14 protein-coding genes are annotated in these 19,595 nt (G+C 63.7%); 8 read left to right on the plus strand and 6 right to left on the minus strand.

The features are described 5' to 3' along the window. Positions 1–104: 104 nt before the first annotated feature. The 3 genes from DK261_RS09740 to DK261_RS09750 form a co-directional block, all read right to left on the minus strand. The gene (locus DK261_RS09740; protein ID WP_009049807.1) at positions 105–3,779 is read right to left on the minus strand and encodes a translocation/assembly module TamB domain-containing protein; all 3,675 of its coding nucleotides are present in this window, start codon (positions 3,777–3,779) and stop codon (positions 105–107) included. Beyond that, positions 3,776–5,503, minus strand: a complete 1,728-nt coding sequence (locus DK261_RS09745; RefSeq protein WP_110175647.1) for an autotransporter assembly complex family protein — start codon at positions 5,501–5,503, stop codon at positions 3,776–3,778. The genes DK261_RS09740 and DK261_RS09745 overlap by 4 nt, the downstream gene beginning before the upstream one ends. A 63-nt stretch (positions 5,504–5,566) precedes the next feature. Further along, entirely contained in the window at positions 5,567–6,217 is a 651-nt protein-coding gene (locus DK261_RS09750) for an N-acetyltransferase (RefSeq protein WP_009049809.1), read from the minus strand. 223 nt (positions 6,218–6,440) lie between these two features. On the opposite strand from DK261_RS09750, the gene xthA reads away from it, so the two are divergent. After that, positions 6,441–7,253: an exodeoxyribonuclease III gene (xthA, locus tag DK261_RS09755; RefSeq protein WP_110175648.1), complete on the plus strand. Its 813-nt coding sequence runs from the start codon at positions 6,441–6,443 to the stop codon at positions 7,251–7,253. A gap of 55 nt (positions 7,254–7,308) precedes the next feature. Here xthA and DK261_RS09760 read toward each other — a convergent pair whose 3' ends face one another. Further along, entirely contained in the window at positions 7,309–7,635 is a 327-nt protein-coding gene (locus tag DK261_RS09760) for a YegP family protein (protein ID WP_009049811.1), read from the minus strand. A gap of 250 nt (positions 7,636–7,885) precedes the next feature. Here DK261_RS09760 and DK261_RS09765 point away from each other — a divergent pair, with 250 nt between their 5' ends. Continuing rightward, positions 7,886–9,268, plus strand: a complete 1,383-nt coding sequence (locus DK261_RS09765; protein WP_110175649.1) for a substrate-binding domain-containing protein — start codon at positions 7,886–7,888, stop codon at positions 9,266–9,268. A 77-nt stretch (positions 9,269–9,345) separates the two neighbouring features. Here the strand turns inward: DK261_RS09765 and DK261_RS09770 are convergent, their stop codons facing one another. Continuing rightward, entirely contained in the window at positions 9,346–10,575 is a 1,230-nt protein-coding gene (locus tag DK261_RS09770) for an acyl-CoA dehydrogenase (RefSeq protein ID WP_009049813.1), read from the minus strand. A gap of 177 nt (positions 10,576–10,752) precedes the next feature. On the opposite strand from DK261_RS09770, the gene DK261_RS09775 reads away from it, so the two are divergent. The 3 genes from DK261_RS09775 to DK261_RS09785 all read left to right on the plus strand — a co-directional run bounded on the left by DK261_RS09775 (position 10,753) and on the right by DK261_RS09785 (position 13,309). After that, a complete protein-coding gene (locus DK261_RS09775; RefSeq protein ID WP_009044615.1) occupies positions 10,753–11,679 on the plus strand; it encodes a LysR family transcriptional regulator in 927 nt (308 codons plus the stop codon). Positions 11,680–11,847: 168 nt separating this feature from the next. Beyond that, positions 11,848–12,252 carry a MerR family DNA-binding transcriptional regulator gene (locus DK261_RS09780; protein WP_007929654.1) on the plus strand — a complete coding sequence of 135 codons (405 nt, stop codon included), beginning with the start codon at positions 11,848–11,850 and terminating at the stop codon, positions 12,250–12,252. 157 nt (positions 12,253–12,409) lie between these two features. Further along, entirely contained in the window at positions 12,410–13,309 is a 900-nt protein-coding gene (locus DK261_RS09785; protein WP_009049814.1) for a hydroxymethylglutaryl-CoA lyase, read from the plus strand. Between the two features lie 658 nt (positions 13,310–13,967). On the opposite strand, the gene DK261_RS09790 is transcribed toward DK261_RS09785, so the two are convergent. Beyond that, the gene (locus tag DK261_RS09790) at positions 13,968–15,662 is read right to left on the minus strand and encodes an AMP-binding protein (protein WP_110175650.1); all 1,695 of its coding nucleotides are present in this window, start codon (positions 15,660–15,662) and stop codon (positions 13,968–13,970) included. Between the two features lie 253 nt (positions 15,663–15,915). On the opposite strand from DK261_RS09790, the gene DK261_RS09795 reads away from it, so the two are divergent. From DK261_RS09795 to DK261_RS33515, 3 genes are all read left to right on the plus strand, one after another. Continuing rightward, positions 15,916–17,079: an isovaleryl-CoA dehydrogenase gene (locus tag DK261_RS09795; RefSeq protein WP_110175651.1), complete on the plus strand. Its 1,164-nt coding sequence runs from the start codon at positions 15,916–15,918 to the stop codon at positions 17,077–17,079. Positions 17,080–17,185: 106 nt separating this feature from the next. Next, on the plus strand, positions 17,186–18,790 hold the full coding sequence (locus DK261_RS09800) for a carboxyl transferase domain-containing protein (RefSeq protein ID WP_110175652.1): 1,605 nt from the start codon (positions 17,186–17,188) through the stop codon (positions 18,788–18,790). A gap of 17 nt (positions 18,791–18,807) precedes the next feature. After that, positions 18,808–19,595 (plus strand): gamma-carboxygeranoyl-CoA hydratase (locus tag DK261_RS33515; protein WP_256597561.1); only part of this gene is annotated, 788 nt, incomplete at its 3' end.

The following is a 19,595-nucleotide window of genomic DNA, read 5'->3' on the forward strand; positions in this document are numbered from 1 at the left end:
TTAATGGGAAAGCCTTGACGTCGAAAATCGGGGGGAGGAATACCGGTTGGAGGGGTGGCGAAAGCCCGTCCCCTCGCCAAAGGGGACGGGCTTGCCGACCGCTATCAGAAGTCGCGCTTGTAGAAGATGTCCAGCGAGCTGGCGACGCCGCTGGCCGCTTCCAGGTAGACCTTTTTGCTCAGTTTGTAGCGCAGGGCGATGGTGTTGGCCGGTTCGAAGACCCCCACCCCGTACCGCAGGCTGAGGCGCTCGGAGATATTGCCGCTGGCCACCACGCTGGTGGTGTTGCCACTGCCCTGGGTGTCGAGCTGGAAGTCTTCGATCCCCAGGTTCTTGGCCAGCCCGCCGGTGATGTTCGAGCTGCCCATCAGGCCAAGGCCCAGGGCGGCTTGCGCCAGCATGTTGTTGTCCTCGCCGGTGGTGCTCAAGGGACGCCCGAGCACCAGGTAGGACAGCGCCTGTTCCTGGCTCATCGCCGGCTCCGAGAAGATCTGCGTGGTCGGCTGTTCGGCGCTGCCACTGAGGCGGATCCCGGCGATCACGTCATCGGTCTGGCGGATCGCCTCGATGTCCAGGTACGGCTGGTCGATCGGCCCGGCGAACAGCAGGCGCGCCCGGCGCACGGTCAGGCGCTGGCCGTAGGCGCGGTAGCGGCCGTCGTTGAGCCACAGTTCGCCACGGGTGTCCATGTTGTCGCCGATGTGCACGTGGCCTTGCAGGTTGGCGGTCAGGCCGAAACCGGTGAAGCTGAGCTTGTCTTCGCCGACCACCACGTCGATGTCCATCGCCATGGCCATCGGCGCTTTGCCCTCCTCGGTCTGGTGGCCGATGATCACCGTGTCGTCCGACACCTTGACCGTCGATGGCGGCAATTCGCGAACGGTGATTTCGCCCTTGGGCACGTGGACCTTGCCGGCGATCGCCAGCTTGTCGTCCTTCATCGAGATCTTCAGGTCCGGCGCCACGTCCAGCACCGCATAGGGCTCGACGGTGACCGGCAGCTGCGAGCCTTTCAGGCTCAGGTCCACCACCAGCGCCTGGCCCCAGGCGATATTGCCGTTCAGGCTGCCCTGCCCGGCCTTGCCGCTCTTCCAGCCACCGCTCAACTGCACATTTTCACCGGCGATCAGCGCCTGCAATTGCAGGTCCTGGAGGCTGATGGGCAATTCGGGACCGGAGACTTCGCCACCGCTGAGCGCCAGGCTGCCGTTGACCTGCGGCGCCAGCAGTCCACCGGAGATGCGCCCGCTGCCATTGAGGGTGCCGGCGAGCTTCTCGACCATCGGCACGAACGGCCGCGCCACCGCCAGGTCCAGGCCGCTGAGGCGGAACTCGCCGGACAGCGGCTTGTTTTTCGGCAACGGATTGATCTGCGCCTGCAGCATCAGCTCACCGAGCTTGCCGCCACTGAACGCCAGCTGCGTGTCGATACGCTTGGGGTTGAGGGTGGTGTCGAGTTTCAGCGTCTGGTACGGGAAGTCCAGCCACTGCTGCTTTTCCTTGACCCGCAAGGTGCCGCCGCTGGCGTCCAGCAGGATCCGCCCCTGCGGGCCGCCGGCCGGTACGTCCAGCTGGATATCGGCATTGAGCCGGCCCTTCCAGGCGAAGTCCTTGGGCAGCCACTGCGCAAGGCTGTCGATCGGGAACTGCTTGAGGTGGTAGCGCAACTTGGGCTCGGGCATCAGCCGCTGATCCTCGCCACACAGGCTGGCATCGCCGCTGGCCCAGCAATGGGCGCCGAAATTGAGCTTGCCGTCGGCCAGGTATTCGAGCTTCGCCGGGGCTTGCAGCCTCCAGTCCTGGCCACCAGTCTGGATATCGCCGCTGGCCAGGCGTCCGCGCCAGTTGCCCTGGTCCAGCTTGCCGTCCAGGCCCAGCGCCAGCTTGAGCTGCGGGCCTTGCAGGTCCAGTTGCAACTTCTGGCTCTTGATATCGCCCTGGCCGCTGGCCGTCAGCGTCCCCAGCGAGGTTTCGCCGACCTGGATGCCGGCCCCCTTGAGGTCGATCCGCGCCCGTTGCGCGCTATCCAGGTTGGCATCGAGCTTGAGGCTCTGCAGGCGATTGTCGGCGAATACCAACTGCTGGCCTTGCAGGTCGAGCTTGCCCTGCGGCGCCTTCAGGGTGCCGGCCACATCGAGGCGGCCGTTGAGCTGGCCACGCAGCTCGGGCCACAGCTGGCCAAGGCGTGGCAGCTTGATATCGAGCTGCCCGGCCAGGCGTTGTTGCAGGCGGCCGGAACCGTTGATGTGGTTGTCGCCCAGGCGGATGTCCAGGGCGCTCAGGTTCCACTGCTCTCCAGCGCCATCGGCCTTGGCCTGCAGCACCACGGGCTGGCCGCGCAACTTGCCCTTGAGGTCGAGGTCGGCGTTGAGCTTGAGTTGCTCGTTCTTCATTTCGCCCTGGCTGCGCAGCGGTCCAGCTAACGTACCCGGCAGCTCGGCGACCCAGTACGCCGGGTTGATCGCCGACAGATCCAGCGCGGTATCCCAGGCGATGCCGTCGGCGAATTGCAGGTTCAGGTGGCCTTCGGCCTTGCCCTGGCCGGCCGCCAGCTTGAACTGGGGCAGGAAGATTTTCGTCAGGTCGCCGCTGAACGGGCTGCTGAGGCTGAACGCCCCCGCCGGGCCATCGAGGTCGCCCTTGAAGTTGCCCAGGTAGTTGCCATCGCGGTAGGCGACTTCAGCATTGAAACGGCGCACCGCCACCGCGGGTTCTTCGATCAGCGGGTACAGGCGATGCCAGGGGAAATCCAGCCAGTCGAGCTTGGCTTCGGCGTTCAGGCCCTGGCTCCAGTCCAGCTGGCCGGTCAACTTGAGGTTTTGCTTGTCGTTGGCGGTCAGGTCCAGCGCGGCGATCTGCGCGCCCTTGGCGTCGACCTTGCCTTGCAGCGCCAGTGCCACCGGCCCCTGCTCGGCCGGCAAGGTGGCCTTGCCCAGCAGTTGGTAACCCGCCTTGAGATCACCTTTGCCGGTCAGTTCCAGCTGATTGAGCATCAGGGTATCGGGCAGATCGGCGCTGGCCTTGAAGCCATCGGCGGTGATCCGCACCTCGGCCGGCAGGTTCTCCGCCAGCGGTTGCAGCTCACCGCTCAACCGGCCTTGCAGATAACCGCTGCTGTCGGCCGCAAGCTTGAGGGTCTTCAACAGGTCGCCGTCGACCTTCAGCGCCAGCGCCCAGGGTTCGCTGCCGGGCGCCGGCAGGGTCAGGGTACCGGTGGCGCTCAATGGCCAGTCGCCGCTGGGCGACAACAAGCCCGAAAGTTTGAGGCTGAGGTCGTCGCGTTGCAGGCTCACCGAGTCGATCTGCAAGCCCTTGGCCGTCCACTGCGCCGCCAGTTGCAGGCCCTTGAGCTCCTCGGCGCCATTGAACTGCAGGCTGCCGACCCGCACCTGACCCAGCTCGATAGCCAGGGGCAGTTGCAGATCCGGCAGGCTGATCGGGCCGCTGCTTTCTTCTTCCGCACCCGGCGGGAATTGCAGGCTGACCTGCTCCACGTCCAGTTGCTCGATGCACAGGGTCATGCGCATCAGGCACGCCGGCGACCAGGCGAATTTCGGCGCCTGGAGTTCGACCCGGCTGCTGTCTTGCTGCCACAACAGGTGATCGGCGCTCCACTGCCCGCCCAGGCGGCCGGCGAAGTTCTCCACCGTCAAGCCCGGCACCAGGCCCAGGGCCCAGCGACTGCCGGCCTGGGTGCCGAGTATCGAAGCCAGCGCCAGTATCAGCACCGCCACCAGTACAAGCAGCGCCAGCGCCGCGATCTTCAAACCACGCTTCACAGCTCTGGCCCCATGGAAAAGTGCAAGCGAATGCCGCCGTCGTCGTCCAGCGCACGGGCCAGGTCGAGACGGATCGGCCCCACCGGGGAGATCCAGCGCACACCGACGCCGACCCCGGTCTTGAGGTTCGGCAGTTCAAGTTTGTCGAAGGAGTTGCCCTGGTCGACAAAGGTCGCCAGGCGCCATTTTTCCGCGATGGAGTACTGGTACTCGACGCTGCCGGCCACCATGTAGCGCCCGCCGATCCGGTCGCCGTCGGAGTTCTCCGGCGACAGGCTCTGGTAATCGTAACCACGCACGCTCTGATCGCCACCGGCGAAAAAGCGCAGCGATGGCGGGACCTTCTTGTAACCGTTGGTGGCGCTGCCACCGAACTGCACCCGGCCAAGAAACCGGTGGTTGTCCCACACCGTGGTCAGGCCCTTGAGCAGCACGGTGCCATACAGCAGGTTGGTGTCCGAGCCCAGCCCTTCCTTGGCCACCTTGCTGTCGAATTGCAGGCGATAGCCATTGTGCGGGTCGATGCGGTTATCGCTGCGCAGGTAGGAATAACTGATGCCGGGCATCAACAGGGTACTCAGGCCCGAGTCGTCGCCAAGGCGGTATTCCTCGCGCTGCCACTTCAGCGAGATGACCCGCTGCCAGCCGCTGGGCAACTTGCTGTGCCACTCGGGACCGAGGGTGAGCAGTTTACTCAGGGTGTCGGTATTGGAGATTTCTTCGTTCTGGTAGCCGCCGGCAAAACGCAGCTTGTCGGTCAGCGGCGGGTCCAGCGGTATGTCGTAGAACAGGCCGACGTTCTGCCGCGGCGCGGAGATTTCCGCCTCCCAGCCATAGCTGTGGCCTTGGGCATTGACCCAGTGCCGGGTCCAGTTGGCCTTGGCCCGCGGCCCGACGTCGGTGGAAAACCCCAGGCCCAGGCCCATGGTGCGCGGCTTGCGGGTTTCCAGCTGGACCGCCACCGGAATCACCTCGGCGGCGGCCGCGGTCGGCGCCGCGTCGACCCGCACGCCTTCGAAGTAGCCGCTCGATTGCAGCGCCTGGTTGAGTTCGGCGATCAGTTCGGAATCGTAGGGCGTGCCGGCCTTGAACGGCACCATGCGTTGCAGCAGGTCTTCGTCGAACGGCGTATCGCCAGCAAAACTGACCTTGCCCAGGGCGTAGCGCGGACCGCTTTCGTACACCAGTTCGATGTCCGCCACCCCGGCCTGGGGGTCCACGGCCAGCTTCTGTCGGGTGAAACGCCCGCTGAAAAAGCCGTAGCGCGACGCCTGGTTCTGGATCAGCCGCTTGGCGTCTTCGTAATGACCGTGATTGAGGACCGCGCCGCTTTTCAGCTGATCACTTTTGGGCACACGAAAGCCCTTGAGGGAGGCCGCTGGGCCGTCGACCCGGATGGTGACGTTGCGCAGGTGCACCGGCTCGCCAGGATCGATATTCAGCACCAAACGCGGCTTTTCGCCGCCTTTGACTTCGCTGCTGATCTGCGGCTGGTAGTAGCCCAGGGCCTGGGCGGCCTTGCGGGCCTGCTCCTCGGCGCCACGACTGAAGCGCAGCAGCGCCTCCTCGTCGCGATCGCCCACCCCGCCAATGTAGCCTTCCACATTGGCCTTGAGTTCATCGTTGGAGGGTTTGACCCTGACGTCCAATTCGCTTTGCGCCAGTACCGCACAGCTTGTGAACAGCAGCAACAAGCCGCTGGTGAATCTTCCTGAAAACTTCATAGGCGCGAATGCTATCACGAGCAGGGAGCCCGATAGAGCGCACAAATGTGAGGAAAGTTCTGTTCAGCCGGTCGCGCTTTGCAGAACCTGCGGGTTGGCGTGAAAGAAAACGTGCTCACGGATCGGACCGACAGCGATCTCGCCAATCTCTTCGTAACCCTGGCGCTCATAGAACGCCAGGTAACGCGGATTGCCGGTGTCCAGCACCACGCCCTGGGAATGCTCGTCCACCGCGCACCAGTTGTGCACCGCCTGCAGCAACTGCTCACCGAAATGCCTGCCCTGGAACTGCGGGTGCACGCCCAGCAATGGCAGGACGTGCACCGAGTCGGTGGGCAGGCAACCCAGCACTGCCGCGTGATAGTCCAGGTAACGCCGGGTGCAACGGAAACCGGTACTGAGCACCATGCGCAAGCGCCAGGCCCAGCTCTCGGTAATGCCCAGGCGACGCTGGGGTGGCGCGATCAGGGCGATGCCGATCAGCCGGTCGTTGACCAGCAGGCCAATGGCCGGCAGGTCCTGAATAAAGTGCTGCTTGACCAGCTCCCGCACCGTGGCCCGCACCCGCTGCTCGTAACCCGGGCGTTCGGACTCGAACAGATAGGCGAAGGTCGGCTCGTGGCGATAAGCCTGGTACAGCAGGGAACGGGCTTCGCGCGCGTAGCCGCTGTCGAGCATATGAATGTCGGCGATGGCAGTCGAGGTTTCAGGCATGGCGATGGGTCTCCCCCCTGGGGCCGGCTTGAAGTGGCCGCGCTGAATGGCGGCGAACATGTGCCAGTTCTTGATGCGCTTCATAGCTACGAGCCTTCCAGGCCCGCGATCGTTCCACTACGCTGCGCTGCTCATGGACCTTAGCAGCGCAGCCGCCACGCCGCCACGCTGGCCGCCGCGCGACTTGTCGGCTAGCATCGCAGTTTTGCCAGGACTGCCGACCATGAAGATCGTCTCGTTCAACATCAACGGGCTGCGCGCCCGCCCTCATCAGCTGGCGGCGCTGATCGAAAAGCATCAACCGGACATCATCGGCCTGCAGGAAACCAAGGTATCAGACGACCAGTTCCCCCTGGCCGAAGTCCAGGCGCTGGGCTATCACGTGAATTTCCACGGGCAGAAAGGCCACTACGGCGTCGCCCTGCTTTCGCGCCAGGCGCCACTGGACCTGTACAAAGGCTTCGACGGTGACGATGAAGACGCCCAGCGGCGTTTTATCTGGGGCACCTTCGTCGACGCCAACGGCGCCCAGGTAACCATCATGAACGGCTACTTCCCCCAGGGCGAAAGCCGCGACCACCCCACCAAGTTCCCGGCCAAGCAGCGTTTCTACAGCGACCTGCAGCACCTGCTGGAAACCCGTTTCAGCAACGAGCAGCCGCTGGTGGTCATGGGTGATGTGAACATTTCCCCGGAAGACTGCGACATCGGCATCGGCCCGGACAACATGAAACGCTGGCTGAAAACCGGCAAGTGCAGCTTCCTGCCGGAAGAGCGCGAGTGGATGGACCGCCTGAAGAACTGGGGCCTGGTCGACAGTTTCCGTCACCTCAATCCCGAGGTGGTCGATCGCTTCAGCTGGTTCGACTACCGCAGCCGCGGTTTCGAGGACGAGCCCAAGCGCGGCCTGCGCATCGACCTGATCATGGCCTCCCGCGGCCTGCTGCCACGGATCAAGGATGCCGGGGTCGACTACGACCTGCGCGGCATGGAAAAGCCTTCCGACCACGCACCGATCTGGCTCGAACTGAGCTGATCGCCAGGCACAAAAAAGCCCATCCTGCGATGGGCTTTTTTATGGCTTCAGCGTCTCAACACAACTCGACCCGGGTGCTGGTGCCGGCCTGCATGATGGCCTCGATGGCGGACTCACGGGTCGGCTCCGAGTCATACAGGTGGCTGACCAGGATCACCTCCTTGCCGGCCTTGAGATTGAAGTAGGATTTGCCACCAGGGGCGATCTTCTTTTCGTAACTACCCGGGGACGTGCAGTGCTTGCGCAACAGCGCAATGGCTGCCTCGACACTCTCACGACAAGGGTAACGGTCGCTTTGAAGCATGGTCTGCGCGTCCTTGGACTTCAGCAAGAACCTGAAACCTCCGCTGCCATATTGCTTCAGCTCGAACCAGCCACTCATTTCATACTCCTTTGACACAAGCAAATTGCAGCCAGGGCTGCATCGACGCCTGGTGAAGACGAGAATCGGCTTGCGCCAATTCCCCTCCAGACAAAGTTTTCAACTGTACTGAGCCAGCCGTGCCGGGTCTTTAAGAGCATTCCGAAAAGCCACGAGAAGACTCTGATTACCCGCATCAACCGTCATATCTCCGTCACCTCCCTGACTTAATCTCGCCGCACTCGCTCCCGCCATAGAAGGCCATTGCCGCATGTCACGCGTTTGTACCGTCAGTGAACGGGACCTCTGGTGCCGAACCCTCTGCCTGCTGCTGGTCGGCTTCGTTTGCTACGCCCTGCCCTGGTCGGTGTTCGCCGCCCTGCCCCTGGCCGGCGGCGACCAGCCGGTGCTGCGCATCCAGGGTTCCAACACCATCGGTGCCGCGCTGGTCCCGGCCCTGGTCAAGGGCCTGATGCAGGAACAGGGTTTGCTCGACATCCGGATCGAGGCCTCAAGCAAAGACAACGAGCGTCGGGTGACCGGCCAGGATGCCCAGGGCCGGCGCGTTTTCGTCGAGATCGCCGCCCATGGCTCCAGTACCGGCTTCGCCGCGTTGAAGAACGCCAGCGCCGACCTCGCTGCCGCGTCACGACCGATCAAGGACAGCGAACTGGTGGAACTGGAAGCCCTCGGCGACCTGAAAGACCCCGACGCCGAACAGGTGATCGCCATCGACGGCCTGGCGATCATCCTCCACCCGCAAAACCCGCTGACGCGGCTGGACACCGAACAACTGGCGCGGGTCTTCAGCGGCGAGGTGAAAACCTGGGAAGAACTGGGCAGCATCGATGGCGCCATTCACCTGTACGCCCGCGATGACCGCTCCGGCACCTACGACACCTTCAAGGAGTTGGTGCTGGCCCACCGCGGCAAGAACCTCAGCGCCACGGCGCAACGCTTCGAGTCCAGCGAGCAGCTCTCCGACGCGGTCAGCCACGATCCCCAGGGTATCGGTTTTATCGGCCTGCCTTATGTGCGCCAGGCCAAGGCCGTGGCGATCGTCGACGGCGGCTCGCAACCGATGTTGCCCCTCGACAGCCTGATCGCCACCGAGGACTACCCGCTGTCACGGCGCCTGTACTTCTACCTGCCACCCGACGAGCAAAACCCCTGGGCCCGCGCCCTGGTGCGTTTCGCCCAGAGCGCCAGGGGCCAGGCGATAGTCGCGGCCAACGGTTTTATTGCGCAGACGGTGCTGGCCATGAGCGTCACCCCCGCCCCGCAGATGCCCGAGGGGTACCAGGCCATCGCCCGGCAGGCGCAGCGCCTGACCGTGAACTTTCGCTTCGAGGAAGGCAGCGCCACCCTCGACAACAAGGCGCACCAGGATCTGACACGGGTCCTGGATTTTCTCAAGCGCCACGACAAACTAGCCAAGCGCGTGACCCTGGTCGGCTTCGGCGACGCCAAGAACGATCCGGCACGCGCGGCGCTGCTGTCCAAGCTGAGGGCGATGACCGTGCGCCGGGAACTGGTGAGAAACGGTGTGGTGCTGCGCGAGATCCGCGGTTTTGGCGCGCAGATGCCGGTCGCGGCCAATACCGCGGACGAGGGACGGATCAAGAATCGGCGGGTGGAGGTCTGGGTGTATTGAGGGGGAAGTTCGCGGCCTAACCGGGGACGTTATCGCGGGCAAGCCTCGCTCCTACGGGAGCTTGCCCGCGATCGTTTTTAATGCCCGCTGCGCAGCATTTCCTTGGGCACGTACTTGCCGATTTCGAACTTGCCGATAGCCGCGCGGTGCACTTCGTCCGGGCCGTCGGCCAGGCGCAGGGTGCGTTGCATGGCGTACATGTAGGCCAGCGGGAAATCGTTGGAGACCCCGGCCCCGCCATGAATCTGGATGGCCCGGTCGATCACCTTCAAGGCCACGTTCGGCGCCACCACCTTGATCTGGGCGATTTCGCTTTTCGCCACTTTGTTGCCGACGGTGTCCATCATGTACGCCGCCTTCAGGGTCAGCAGGCGCGCCATGTCGATCTCCATCCGCGAATCGGCGATCTTGTCGACGTTACCGCCCAGGCGCGCCAGCGGCTTGCCGAACGCGGTGCGGCTCACCGCACGCTTGCACATCAACTCCAGTGCGCGCTCGGCCATGCCGATCGAGCGCATGCAGTGGTGAATCCGGCCCGGGCCAAGGCGGCCCTGGGCGATCTCGAAGCCACGACCCTCGCCCAGCAGCACGTTCTCGTACGGCACCCGCACGTTGTCGAACAGCACTTCGGCATGGCCGTGGGGGGCGTCGTCGTAACCGAACACCGGCAGCGGCCGGACAATCTTCACCCCGGGGGTGTCGACCGGCACCAGGATCATCGAGTGCTGCTGGTGGCGCGGTGCGTCCGGGTTGCTCAGGCCCATGAAGATCAGGATCTTGCAGCGCGGGTCGCAGGCCCCCGAGGTCCACCACTTCTTGCCGTTGATCACCCATTCGTCGCCATCACGCACGGCGCGGGCGGCCATGTTGGTGGCGTCGGACGATGCCACGTCCGGCTCGGTCATGGCGAAGGCGGAGCGGATCTCGCCGCGCAGCAGCGGCTCCAGCCAGCGTTGCTTCTGCTCTTCATTGGCGTAACGCACCAGCACTTCCATGTTGCCGGTGTCCGGTGCCGAGCAGTTGAAGGGTTCCGGCCCCAGCAGGGAACGGCCCATGATTTCCGCCAGCGGCGCGTATTCGAGGTTGGTCAGGCCGGCGCCGAGTTCCGACTCGGGCAAGAACAGATTCCACAGGCCCTCGGCCTTGGCCTTGAGTTTGAGCTCTTCCATGATCGCCGTCGGCTGCCAGCGATCGCCTTCGGCGACCTGGCGCTCGAACACGGCTTCAGCCGGATAGACATAAGTGTCCATGAACGCGGTCACGCGCTCACGCAGTTCCTGAACCTTGGGTGAATAGGCGAAATCCATGGGCAGCTACCTTCTTGGCAAGGTGGTTGAGGGCATGGAACCGATGCTAGAACAGCTTACGAAAATTTACCTAGCCTATTCTCGGCGTGTATTAACATTCATCACCGATATATGATTGACTGATCAGGCAGGCCATCAACCCATCCCTCCCGACCCTAACAATAAGAGTGCAGCGCAATGAATCTGAGCAAGGTCGACCTCAACCTTTTCATCGTCTTCGACGCGATCTACACCGAAGCCAACCTGACCCGCGCCGGGCAGATCGTCGGCATCACTCAGCCTGCTGTCTCCAACGCCCTGGCCCGCCTGCGCGAGACCTTCAACGACCCGCTGTTCGTGCGGACCGCCCAGGGCATGGTGCCCACGCCCATGGCGCAGAACATCATCGGCCCGGTGCGCAACGCCCTGTCGCTGCTGCGGGTGTCGGTGCAGGAAAGCCGCATCTTCAATCCCTTGCAGGCGGTCAAGACCTACCGCATCAGCATGACCGACCTGACCGAGGCGGTGATCCTGCCGCCGCTGTTCCAGCGCCTGCGGCGCCTGGCCCCGACGGTGATCATCGAGAGCTTCCTGTCCAAGCGCCGGGAAACCACCAAGGAACTGGCCGCCGGCCGCCTGGATTTCGCCGTCGATGCCCCGCTCAACACCGACCCGCAGGTCCGCCACGTCAAGCTGATGGAAGACCGCTACGTCTGCGCCATGCGCAAGAGCCACCCGCTGGCGAACAAGGAAAAACTCAGCCTCGACGACTACCTGTCGCTGACCCATATCCACATTTCCAGTCGCCGCAGCGGCCTGGGTTATGTCGACCTGGCGTTGGGCAAGATGGGCATCCAGCGCAAGATCGCCCTGCGCTCCCAGCATTACCTGATGGCCTCGCAAGTGCTGCAACAGACCGACATGGTCATGACCGTGCCCGAGCGCTTCGCCCGGCGCCATGACCTGCAGGCGTTCAACCTGCCGGTCAACGACGTGCCGCCGCTGGAAACCCACCTCTACTGGCACGAAAGCACCGACCAGGACCCGGCCAACCGCTGGATGCGCGAGCAGATGATCGAGTTGTGCCAGCAGGTGACGGCCCACGAGAAAAAACTCGAAAAGTAATCTGTAGGAGCGAGGCTTGCCCGCGATAAGGAAGAACGTGGTGGTTCAGGGAAACCTCAGCGTACCCATCGCGGGCAAGCCTCGCTCCTACGGATAGGGTTTCATCTTGCTTGACGTATACGTCAACCTCGAATTAGCTTAACGCCAAGACCTTTTTCGAGTGCCCCCATGAGCAGCCAGACCTACAGCATTTCCGACCTCGCCCGCGAGCTCGACATCACCACCCGGGCCATCCGCTTTTATGAAGAACAAGGCCTGCTCGCCCCCGAACGCCGTGGCCAGGAACGCATCTACTCGCCACGGGACAAGGTCAGCCTGAAGCTGATCCTGCGCGGCAAGCGCATCGGCTTCTCCCTGGCCGAGTGCCGCGAGCTGATCGAACTCTACGACCCCAGCAGCGGCAATCTGAAGCAATTGCACAGCATGCTGGCGAAAATCGCCGAGCGCCGTGAGCAGCTGGAACAACAGCTGCTGGACATCGAACAGATGAAGCTGGAGCTGGACACCGCGGAAGAGCGCTGCACCCAGGCGCTGGAGCAGACCATCCAGAATCAGAAAAGCGCCGTGCAGTAACCGCCCCAGGCTGCGATCGCCCGCAAAGCGGCCGCACCAGTAACACAGACAATCCGCCAGACAGACCGTAGCGCCTGGTTTTGCGTCGACTTCGTCGCCGAGCGCAGCCTGCGGCAGCGGCTACATCAGCGGCCCTACATATAAAAGGTAAAGCCCCATGTCCCTCCCCACCCATGTGCGCCTGGTCGAAGTCGGTCCTCGCGACGGTTTGCAGAACGAAGCCCAGCCCATCAGCGTCGCCGACAAGGTGCAACTGGTGGATGCCCTGAGCGCGGCCGGGCTCGGCTATATAGAAGTCGGCAGTTTCGTCTCGCCCAAATGGGTGCCGCAGATGGCCGGGTCCGCCGAGGTGTTCGCGCAGATCCAGCGCAAGCCGGGAGTGACCTACGGCGCCCTCGCCCCGAACCTGCGCGGCTTCGAAGATGCCGTGGCCGCCGGGGTCAAGGAGGTCGCGGTGTTCGCCGCCGCCTCCGAGTCCTTCTCCCAGCGCAACATCAATTGCTCCATCAGCGAGAGCCTGGAGCGCTTCGTGCCGATCATGGAGGCGGCGAAACAGCATGGCGTTACCGTGCGCGGTTACGTGTCCTGCGTGCTGGGCTGCCCTTACGAAGGCGAGGTGGCGCCGGAACAGGTCGCCGTGGTCGCCCGCGAGCTGTACAGCATGGGCTGCTACGAAGTGTCCCTGGGCGACACCATCGGCACCGGCACCGCCGGCGCTACCCGGCGGATGTTCGAGGTGGTGGCCGCCCATGTCCCGCGGGACAAGCTCGCCGGGCACTTCCACGACACCTACGGCCAGGCCCTGGCCAATATCTACGCCAGCCTGCTGGAAGGCATCGCGGTGTTCGACAGCTCCATCGCCGGGCTCGGCGGCTGCCCCTACGCCAAGGGCGCCAGCGGTAACGTCGCCAGCGAGGACGTGCTGTACCTGCTCAATGGGCTGGGCATCAAAACCGGTATCGACATGGAGCGCCTGATCCTCGCCGGCCAGCAGATCTGCTCCGTGCTGGGGCGGCCCACCGGCTCGCGCGTCGCCAAGGCCCGTTACCCAGGTTGAGGGGGTTGCCTGTTTCAGGGTGTTACCGACTGCTCTGGCGCACGCTCGAAACGGGTAACACGGAAACAGTTTGTCGATTTTCTAGCGGTACAGATGAAATGCCGTTTTTATCAAGCCATTGATTTTAAAGGATTTTAAAAAGTTGGCATGGCTTCTGCTATATCTCTGGCATAACAAGAATAAAAAGCAGCAAAGCTAATAAAAATAAGACGAAACGACTCTGACATAACAAAAACAACACGGCAGAGACGCAGCTAACAGATTTTTTTGGAGAGGATGTGTTTTCCAGGGTGTCTTCAACAACAAGAGCCACCCGCAACCGGGCAGAGAACAATAAAACTACCCCAAGGTAGCTCCCGAACTGGTTGGTCGCTCAAGCGAGAAAATAGATCAGCGCTCAAAAAAATACGTTTGCTCTTGATCCCGGATGGGGATCGCCAAAAACAGCGGTAAAGGGTAACGGTTGCCAAAAACAACAACAGACCGCCCCTCAATAATAAAAAAAGAGCACGCAACGACAAAATTAAAGGGGAGCTTCGGCTCCCCTTTGTGCTTTCCGGCCTTCCTGCTTCCCTCCCCTCTGCTGATTCGACCGCGGCCTCTAAAACGGCTCGCGAGCCGCTCCCGCACGTATTTGCGGGAGCCTGCTCGAATAGGCTCAGGAACGCCCGCGCAACTCCTCGATGCTGATCTCGCGCATCCTGAACTTCTGGATCTTGCCGGTCACGGTCATCGGGAATTCCTCGACGAACTTGAAGTAACGCGGCGTCTTGAAGTGAGCGATACGCTCCTTGCACCAAGCCTGCAGCTCCTCCTCGCTGGCGCTGTGGCCGGGGTGGAACTTGATCCAGGCGACAATCTCTTCACCGTACTTCGAGCATGGAATGCCGATCACCTGCACGTCGGCCACCGCCGGATGGGTGAAGAAAAACTCCTCCAGCTCGCGCGGATAAATGTTTTCGCCGCCGCGGATGATCATGTCCTTGTTGCGCCCGGCGATGCACACGTAACCCTGCTCGTTCATGGTCGCCAGGTCGCCGGTGTGCATCCAGCCGGCCTGGTCGATGGCTTCAGCCGTGCCCTGCGGGTTGTTCCAGTAGCCCAGCATCACGCTGTAACCGCGGGTGCACAGCTCGCCGATGGTGCCGCGCGGCACGATATTACCCGCCTCGTCGATGATTTTGCTTTCCAGCTGCGGCTGGGTGCGGCCGACCGTGGTCACGCGCAGTTCGAGGTCGTCCGCCGGGCCGGTCTGCAACGACACCGGGCTGGTTTCGGTCATGCCGTAGGCGATCTGCACTTCGCTCATGTGCATCTCGCTGATCACCCGGCGCATCACCTCGATCGGACAGGTGGCCCCGGCCATGATCCCGGTGCGCAGGCTCGACAGGTCGAACTCGGCCCGCCGTGGCTGGTCGAGCATGGCGATGAACATGGTCGGCACGCCGTACAGCCCGGTGGCCTTTTCCTCGGCCACGGCGCTCAGGGTCAGCAGCGGATCGAAGGCATCGTTGGGGTAGATCATGGTGGTGCCGTGGGTCACGCAGCCCAGATTGCCCATGACCATGCCGAAGCAGTGGTACAGCGGCACCGGAATCACCAGACGGTCCTCGTGGCCCAGGCCCAGGCTCTCGCCGACCATATAGCCGTTGTTGAGGATGTTGTAGTGGCTGAGGGTCGCGCCCTTGGGGAAACCGGTGGTGCCGGAGGTGTACTGGATATTCACCGCCTGGTCGGGGTCCAGGCTGTCCTGGCGTTCGCGCAGCGCTTCGACACTGACGCCGGCCCCCAGGTCGGCCAGCTGCGACCAGGGCAGAAAACCCGACGGCGGCTGCGCGTCGAGGCTGATCACGCCGCGCAAATCCGGCAGGCGTTCGCTCTGTAGCTGGCCGATGGACTGCTGCGCCAGCTCGGGTGCCAGGCCCTGCAACATGGCGTGGTAGTCGGAGGTCTTGAACGCACCGGCGCACACCAGCCACTGGCAACCGGACTGCTTGAGCACGTATTCCAGCTCGGAACTGCGGTAGGCCGGGTTGATGTTCACCAGGATCGCGCCGATCTTGGCGCTGGCGAACTGGCTGATGCACCACTGGGCACAATTGGGGGCCCAGATGCCCAGCCGGTCGCCGGTCTTGAGCCCCAGGGCCAGCAGCGCCCGGGCATGCAAATCGACGGTTTCGGCCAGCAGCTGCCAGCTGTAGCGCAGCTGCTGATGACGCACCACCAGGGCTTCGCCCCGAGGGTATGACGCCACCGTGCGATCGAACGCCTGACCGATGGTCAGCGCCAGCAAGGCTTTGTCCTGGGTGCCGCGAGTGTAGCTGCGCCCCGGCGCGGGTGCGGGTTGATCCATGATGACCCCCTATTGTCTTTATTGTAGGAGCGAGGCTTGCCCGCGATTGGAGCGCCGCGATGTCGCTATACGACCGCGTGATCCTTCATCGCCAGCAAGCTCGGCTCCTACAGATTCGCGCAAGTTGACGTTTACGTAAAGGGTGATTGACAGCCACCCGTCGCAGGCTTACGTTAACGTAAAGGTGAGAGCTGAATCAGCCGCTCTCCACAGCCCGACTCCCTTACATAAAAACAAGTTTGAAGGTGCCCCCATGAGCTATCCGACCCTGAACTTTGCCCTCGGCGAAACCATCGACATGCTCCGCGACCAGGTGCAGGCCTTCGTCAAGGCCGAGCTGGCGCCACGGGCGGCACAGATCGACATCGACAACCTGTTCCCCGCCGACATGTGGCGCAAGTTCGGCGACATGGGCCTCTTGGGCATCACCGTGCCGGAAGAATACGGCGGTGCCGGCCTGGGCTACCTGGCCCACGTGGTGGCCATGGAAGAAATCAGCCGCGGCTCGGCCTCGGTCGCCCTCTCCTACGGCGCCCACTCCAACCTCTGCGTCAACCAGATCAACCGCAACGGCAACCACGAACAGAAAAGCCGATACCTGCCCAAGCTGATCAGCGGCGAGCACATCGGCGCCCTGGCCATGAGCGAACCCAACGCCGGCTCCGACGTGGTCTCGATGAAACTGCGCGCCGACAAGCGCGGCGACCACTACGTGCTCAACGGCAGCAAGACCTGGATCACCAACGGTCCCGACGCCAACACCTACGTGATCTACGCCAAGACCGACCTGGAAAAGGGTCCGCACGGCATCACCGCGTTCATCGTCGAGCGCGACTGGAAAGGCTTCAGCCGCAGCAACAAGTTCGACAAGCTGGGCATGCGCGGCTCCAACACCTGCGAGCTGTTCTTCGATGACGTGCAAGTGCCGGAAGAAAACATCCTCGGCGTGCTCAATGGCGGCGTGAAGGTACTGATGAGCGGCCTGGACTACGAGCGCGTGGTGCTCTCCGGCGGCCCGACCGGGATCATGCAGGCCTGCATGGACCTGGTGGTGCCCTACATCCACGACCGCAAGCAGTTCGGCCAGAGCATCGGCGAGTTCCAGCTGATCCAGGGCAAGGTCGCCGACATGTACACCCAGCTCAACGCCAGCCGCGCCTACCTGTATGCCGTGGCCCAGGCCTGCGAACGTGGCGAGACCACGCGCAAGGACGCCGCCGGGGTGATCCTCTACAGCGCCGAACGCGCCACCCAGATGGCCCTGGACGCGATCCAGATCCTCGGCGGTAACGGCTACATCAACGAATTCCCCGCCGGCCGCCTGCTGCGCGACGCCAAGCTGTATGAAATCGGCGCTGGCACCAGCGAGATCCGCCGCATGCTGATCGGTCGCGAACTCTTTAACGAGACGAAGTAAGAGCAGCTGCAAGTTGCGAGCTACAAGCGGCAAGCCATAGCTGCCGTAACGCCGATTTACTCTTGCAGCTTGAAGCTTGTCGCTTCGAGCTGCGCTGGGAGCCCCAATGATTCTGAAGTCTCAGCTCAACCCGAAATCACCAGAGTTCGCGCAGAACGCTGCCAGCATGCTGGCCCAGGTCGATGCCCTGCACACCCTGCTCGCCCAGGTCCAGCAAGGCGGTGGCGCCAAGGCCCAGGAACGGCACACCTCGCGCGGCAAGCTGCTGCCGCGCGAGCGTATCAACCGCCTGCTCGACCCGGGCTCGCCCTTCCTCGAAATCAGCCAACTGGCGGCGTATGAGGTGTATGGCGAAGACGTGCCGGCCGCCGGGGTGATTGCCGGCATCGGCCGGGTAGAGGGTGTCGAATGCATGATCGTGGCCAACGACGCCACGGTGAAAGGCGGCTCCTACTACCCGCTGACCGTGAAAAAACACCTGCGCGCCCAGGCCATCGCCCAGCAGAACCGCCTGCCCTGCATCTACCTGGTGGACTCCGGTGGCGCCAACCTGCCGCGCCAGGACGAGGTGTTCCCCGACCGCGAGCACTTCGGGCGGATCTTCTTCAACCAGGCCAACATGAGCGCCCAGGGCATCCCGCAGATCGCCGTGGTCATGGGTTCCTGCACCGCCGGTGGCGCCTACGTGCCGGCCATGGCCGACGAAGCGATCATGGTCCGCGAACAGGCCACCATCTTCCTCGCCGGCCCGCCGCTGGTGAAGGCCGCCACTGGTGAAGTGGTCAGCGCCGAAGACCTTGGCGGCGCCGATGTGCACTGCAAGATCTCAGGTGTCGCCGACCACTACGCCGACAGCGACGAACACGCCCTGGCGCTGGCCCGGCGCAGCATCGCCAACCTCAACTGGCGCAAGCAGGGCGAGTTGCAGCAACGCACGCCGATCGCCCCGCTGTATGCCAGCGACGAGCTGTACGGGGTGATTCCGGCGGACGCCAAGCAGCCCTTCGATGTGCGCGAAGTCATCGCGCGGCTGGTGGACGGTTCGGTCTTCGATGAGTTCAAGGCACTGTTCGGCACCACCCTGGTGTGCGGCTTCGCTCACTTGCACGGCTATCCGATCGCCATCCTCGCCAACAACGGCATCCTCTTCGCCGAGGCCGCGCAGAAAGGCGCGCACTTTATCGAGCTGGCCTGCCAGCGCGGCATCCCGCTGCTGTTCCTGCAGAACATCACCGGCTTCATGGTCGGGCAGAAATACGAAGCCGGCGGCATCGCCAAGCACGGTGCCAAGCTAGTGACCGCGGTGGCCTGCGCCAAGGTGCCGAAGTTCACGGTGATCATCGGCGGCAGCTTCGGCGCCGGTAACTACGGCATGTGCGGCCGTGCCTACGACCCACGTTTCCTGTGGATGTGGCCCAACGCGCGGATCGGCGTGATGGGCGCCGAGCAGGCCGCCGGGGTGCTGGTGCAAGTCAAGCGCGAGCAGGCCGAACGTGGCGGACAGACTTTCAGCGCCGCCCAGGAAGCCGAGATCAAACAGCCGATCCTCGATCAGTACGAGCACCAGGGCCATCCGTATTACTCCAGCGCCCGGCTGTGGGACGACGGCGTCATCGACCCGGCGCAGACCCGCGACGTGCTGGCGCTGGCCTTGTCCGCGTCCCTCAACGCCCCTATCGAACAGAGCCGCTTCGGCGTGTTCCGCATGTGACCCGGAGCGCAATCGACATGAACGACTTCAACACCCTGGAACTGCTGAAAGACCCGCGTGGTTTCGCCACCCTGTGGCTCAGCCGTGAAGAAAAGAACAACGCTTTCAACGCCGAAATGATCCGCGAACTGATCCTCGCCCTGGATCAGGTGCAAAGCGATCCGGCCCTGCGCTTCTTGCTGGTGCGCGGCCGCGGCAAGCACTTCAGCGCCGGCGCCGACCTGGCCTGGATGCAGCAGTCGGCCGAACTCGACTACCACACCAACCTCGACGACGCCCGCGAGCTGGCCGAGCTGATGTACAACCTGGCCAAGCTGAAGATCCCGACCCTGGCCGTGGTGCAAGGCGCGGCCTTTGGTGGCGCCCTGGGCCTGATCAGTTGCTGCGACATGGCGATCGGCGCCGACGATGCGCAGTTCTGTCTGTCGGAAGTCCGCATCGGCCTGGCCCCGGCGGTGATCAGCCCGTTCGTGGTGCAGGCCATCGGCGAACGCGCGGCACGCCGCTATGCCCTGACCGCCGAGCGCTTCAGCGGCCAGCGGGCCCGGGAAATCGGCCTACTGTCGGAAAGCTACCCGGCAACCGAGCTGGAGCAACAAGTGGCGTCGTGGATCGACAACCTGTTGCTCAACAGCCCGTGCGCCATGCGCGCCAGCAAAGACCTGCTGCGCGAAGTCGGCAACGGCGCCCTGACCCCGGCCCTGCGTCGCTACTGCGAAAACGCCATTGCCCGCATCCGCGTCAGCCCCGAAGGCCAGGAAGGCCTGCGCGCCTTCCTGCAAAAACGCCCGCCCAGCTGGCAGCC

This window comes from Pseudomonas sp. RW409, assembly GCF_003184125.1.
GTDB lineage: Bacteria > Pseudomonadota > Gammaproteobacteria > Pseudomonadales > Pseudomonadaceae > Aquipseudomonas > Aquipseudomonas chlororaphis_I.

What these genes read in the sequence shown, in the direction of transcription:
- DK261_RS09745 (WP_110175647.1), bottom strand. Translation starts at nt 5,503, where the DNA reads ATGAAGTTTTCAGGAAGATTCACCAGCGGCTTGTTGCTGCTGTTCACA.
- DK261_RS09750 (WP_009049809.1), bottom strand. Translation starts at nt 6,217, where the DNA reads ATGCCTGAAACCTCGACTGCCATCGCCGACATTCATATGCTCGACAGC.
- xthA (WP_110175648.1), top strand. Translation starts at nt 6,441, where the DNA reads ATGAAGATCGTCTCGTTCAACATCAACGGGCTGCGCGCCCGCCCTCAT.
- DK261_RS09760 (WP_009049811.1), bottom strand. Translation starts at nt 7,635, where the DNA reads ATGAGTGGCTGGTTCGAGCTGAAGCAATATGGCAGCGGAGGTTTCAGG.
- DK261_RS09765 (WP_110175649.1), top strand. Translation starts at nt 7,886, where the DNA reads ATGTCACGCGTTTGTACCGTCAGTGAACGGGACCTCTGGTGCCGAACC.
- DK261_RS09770 (WP_009049813.1), bottom strand. Translation starts at nt 10,575, where the DNA reads ATGGATTTCGCCTATTCACCCAAGGTTCAGGAACTGCGTGAGCGCGTG.
- DK261_RS09775 (WP_009044615.1), top strand. Translation starts at nt 10,753, where the DNA reads ATGAATCTGAGCAAGGTCGACCTCAACCTTTTCATCGTCTTCGACGCG.
- DK261_RS09780 (WP_007929654.1), top strand. Translation starts at nt 11,848, where the DNA reads ATGAGCAGCCAGACCTACAGCATTTCCGACCTCGCCCGCGAGCTCGAC.
- DK261_RS09785 (WP_009049814.1), top strand. Translation starts at nt 12,410, where the DNA reads ATGTCCCTCCCCACCCATGTGCGCCTGGTCGAAGTCGGTCCTCGCGAC.
- DK261_RS09790 (WP_110175650.1), bottom strand. Translation starts at nt 15,662, where the DNA reads ATGGATCAACCCGCACCCGCGCCGGGGCGCAGCTACACTCGCGGCACC.
- DK261_RS09795 (WP_110175651.1), top strand. Translation starts at nt 15,916, where the DNA reads ATGAGCTATCCGACCCTGAACTTTGCCCTCGGCGAAACCATCGACATG.
- DK261_RS09800 (WP_110175652.1), top strand. Translation starts at nt 17,186, where the DNA reads ATGATTCTGAAGTCTCAGCTCAACCCGAAATCACCAGAGTTCGCGCAG.